Source organism: Neisseria sp. P0022.S010 (assembly GCF_051956635.1).
Map to the genome: position 1 here is coordinate 1 of NZ_JBQCXF010000342.1, position 3,247 is coordinate 3,247.

The 3,247-nt window shown below is 45.2% G+C and carries 4 protein-coding genes and 1 pseudogene; 3 read left to right on the plus strand and 2 right to left on the minus strand.

Annotated features, from left to right (window positions below):
• Positions 1 to 341 (minus strand): annotated as a pseudogene (locus ACTHUT_RS16395) (nitric-oxide reductase large subunit); the annotation flags it as partial.
• A gap of 399 nt (positions 342 to 740) precedes the next feature.
• On the opposite strand from ACTHUT_RS16395, the gene nirK reads away from it, so the two are divergent.
• Together nirK and ACTHUT_RS16405 are read left to right on the plus strand one after the other, a co-directional pair.
• On the plus strand, positions 741 to 1,910 hold the full coding sequence (gene nirK, locus ACTHUT_RS16400; protein WP_004519389.1) for a copper-containing nitrite reductase: 1,170 nt from the start codon (positions 741 to 743) through the stop codon (positions 1,908 to 1,910).
• Positions 1,911 to 2,082: 172 nt separating this feature from the next.
• The gene (locus ACTHUT_RS16405; protein ID WP_440385623.1) at positions 2,083 to 2,838 is read left to right on the plus strand and encodes a formylglycine-generating enzyme family protein; all 756 of its coding nucleotides are present in this window, start codon (positions 2,083 to 2,085) and stop codon (positions 2,836 to 2,838) included.
• A gap of 3 nt (positions 2,839 to 2,841) precedes the next feature.
• Here ACTHUT_RS16405 and ACTHUT_RS16410 read toward each other — a convergent pair whose 3' ends face one another.
• Positions 2,842 to 3,051, minus strand: coding sequence for a hypothetical protein (locus ACTHUT_RS16410; RefSeq protein ID WP_440385622.1), 210 nt, complete (start codon positions 3,049 to 3,051; stop codon positions 2,842 to 2,844).
• Here ACTHUT_RS16410 and rpsO point away from each other — a divergent pair.
• Positions 3,050 to 3,247 (plus strand): 30S ribosomal protein S15 (gene rpsO, locus ACTHUT_RS16415; RefSeq protein WP_440419089.1); only part of this gene is annotated, 198 nt, incomplete at its 3' end. The genes ACTHUT_RS16410 and rpsO overlap by 2 nt on opposite strands.

The following is a 3,247-nucleotide window of genomic DNA, read 5'->3' on the forward strand; positions in this document are numbered from 1 at the left end:
TCAGGAGAAACTTCGTCAAATTTTTTGCCGTAAGTTTCTTGCGCAGTCAGATCCAACCATGCAACCAGCTCGCGGTGCAGCCAGTCGGCAGTCCAGTCCGGAGCTTGGTATGCACCGTGACCCAATACAGAGCCAACTTCCATACCACCGGTAGTTTGCCATGCAGATTGACCTGCCAAAATATCGTCTTTGGTCATCAGGACTTTGCCGGATGCAGAAACGACTTGTTCAGGGTATGGCGGAGCCTTTTTATAGACCTCGCTACCCATATAACCAAGAATGGTAAAGCATACTGCCAGTACGGCAAACAGCAAGTACCAAAGCTTCTTGTACTGTCCCATTTTGAGTACTCCTTGATTTTGGTAAAAAGTGGTTGGGTATTAATTCATCAAATATGAATGTTAAAGATTGTATCACGGTTTTAAAAGTAAAGAAATATTTTGTCAATAATATTCCTTTAAAACCATTAACTTACATGATATTGATTCCTATTATCCTGTATAACTCCTCCTTTGTTATATTTTGTGTTAAGCCCACACTAACATTTTCACACAAAAATAAACTTTTCGGTTTAGTTTTTTATACTACTAAAGGAGTATTTAAGGATTAAAAGATTCATATTCATTGAACAATTTGATTTATGTCAAAATGCACCCAAACAAGCGCCTACATAATCATACAAAATTTCAAACCATCCTATCAGGATACTTAACTTTTCTTACAATAAGGAAACTTTAAACATGAAACGCCAAACCTTAGCTGCACTTATCGCTTCTGTATTTGCACTGGCCGCATGCGGCGAACAAGCTGCTAAACCAGCTGAAACTCCGGCTGCCACCGCTTCTGCCGAAGCTCCTGCTGCTGCTTCTGACTCACAAGCTGCTGCAGAGACTCCTTCTTCAGAATTGCCTGTAGTCGATGCCATCATGACTCACGCTCCGGAAGTTCCACCTGCAATCGATCGCGATCATCCGGCTAAAGTACGCGTTAAAATGGAAACCGTCGAAAAAACCATGACTATGGAAGACGGTGTTGAATACCACTACTGGACATTCAACGGCGACGTTCCGGGCCAAATGATCCGTGTACGCGAAGGCGATACCGTAGAAGTAGAATTCTCTAACAATCCTTCTTCTACCGTTCCTCACAACGTTGACTTCCACGCTGCTACCGGTCAAGGCGGTGGTGCAGAAGCTTCCTTCACTGCCCCAGGCCACACTTCTACTTTCAGCTTTAAAGCTCTGCAAGCCGGTTTGTACATTTACCACTGTGCCGTTGCTCCTGTCGGTATGCACATCGCCAACGGTATGTACGGTTTGATCTTGGTTGAACCTAAAGAAGGCCTGCCTAAAGTGGACAAAGAGTTCTACATCGTACAAGGCGACTTCTATACTAAAGGTAAAAAAGGCGCCCAAGGCCTGCAACCTTTCGATATGGATAAAGCCATTGCCGAACAACCTGAATACGTTGTATTCAACGGCCACGTAGGCTCTATCGCCGGCGACAATGCCCTGAAAGCCAAAGCTGGTGAAACTGTTCGTATGTACGTTGGTAACGGTGGTCCTAACTTGGTATCTTCTTTCCACGTTATCGGCGAAATCTTCGACAAAGTATATGTTGAAGGTGGTAAACTGATTAACGAAAACGTACAAAGCACTGTGATTCCTGCCGGTGGCGCCGCCATGATCGAATTCAAAGTCGATATTCCAGGCAGCTACACTATAGTTGACCACTCTATCTTCCGTGCGTTCAACAAAGGTGCTTTGGGTCAATTGAAAGTTGAGGGTAACGAAAACCCTGAAATCATGACCAAAAAACTGAGCGACACCGTTTACCAACCTGCCGGTGCTGCCGCTTCTGCTCCAGCCGCTGCGTCTGCCGCACCTGCTGCTTCTGAAGCCGCTAAATAATCCCTCGGTTTAATACGCCAAGCCACTGCTACTCTTCTCTTAGAGTCGCAGTGGCTTCCATCACAATTAATCTTCCTATTCAATCAGACAGATTGATTTTTCAGACGGCCTTGTTATGATTAGGCTATCTTAAAAATAAATTTTCTGTTTCAATCGATAATAAGGGCGTACCATGAAACTCATACGACTCCTCCTCTTAGGCAGTGCCTTAATCTGCGGCAATACATTTGCAGCCGAAATGGTAAAAATCGAAGGAGGCAGCTATCGCCCTCTCTATCTTAAAAAAGAGACTTCCCTTATTAAAGTCAAACCCTTCCAACTTGACAAATATCCTGTAACCAATGCTGAATTTGCCGAATTTGTGAAAACACATCCACAATGGCAAAAAGACAAAATTAGCTCTAAACAAGCTGAAAAAGCTTACCTGAAACATTGGGTAAAAAACGGCAGCAACAGTTATGCGCCTAAAGCCAGCGAACTCAAACACCCGGTAACCAATGTTTCATGGTTTGCCGCCAATGCCTACTGCGTTTCCAAAGGCAAACGCCTGCCGACTATTGACGAGTGGGAATTTGCAGGCTTGGCTTCTACCACTCAAAAAGACGGCTCTGCCGAACCCGGCTACAACCGCACCATCTTGGATTGGTATGCAGACGGTGGCCGCAACGGTCTGCACGACATCGGTAAAAACAAACCCAACTATTGGGGCGTATACGATATGCACGGCCTGATTTGGGAATGGACTGAAGACTTCAACAGCAGCCAACTCTCAGCCGGCTCATCCAACACACAAATGTTCTGTAGCGGCGCATCCGTAGGCTCAAGCGACCCATCCAACTATGCTGCTTTCTTGCGCTACGGCATCCGCACCAGCCTGCAGTCCAAATATGTTTTAAATAACTTGGGCTTCCGCTGTGCGAGCAAATAAAGTTTAGTTTTTTATCACCAAAGCAGCTTTGGCGGTACTGGAAGGTATCGCCGCTTTTTTTGGCCATCTGAAAAGATATGGCGCACAAAGACAAATTGTGGCATAATCCGCCCGTCTTTCTAAAAAGGCACTTAGGAGTTTGCTTAGGTCGTTTGGCTTGGCAAACTTGTCCGAACCTGAAAAGGTTCTTTTATTTTCGGAGTTATCCATCATGGCATTGACCGTAGAACAAAAAGCACAAATTGTTAAAGATTTCCAACGTAAAGAAGGCGATACTGGTTCTTCTGAAGTACAAGTCGCTCTGTTGACTTTCCGCATCAACGACCTGACTCCTCACTTCAAAGCCAACCCTAAAGACCACCACAGCCGTCGCGGCCTGTTGAAAATGGTTAGCCAACGTCGTCGCCTG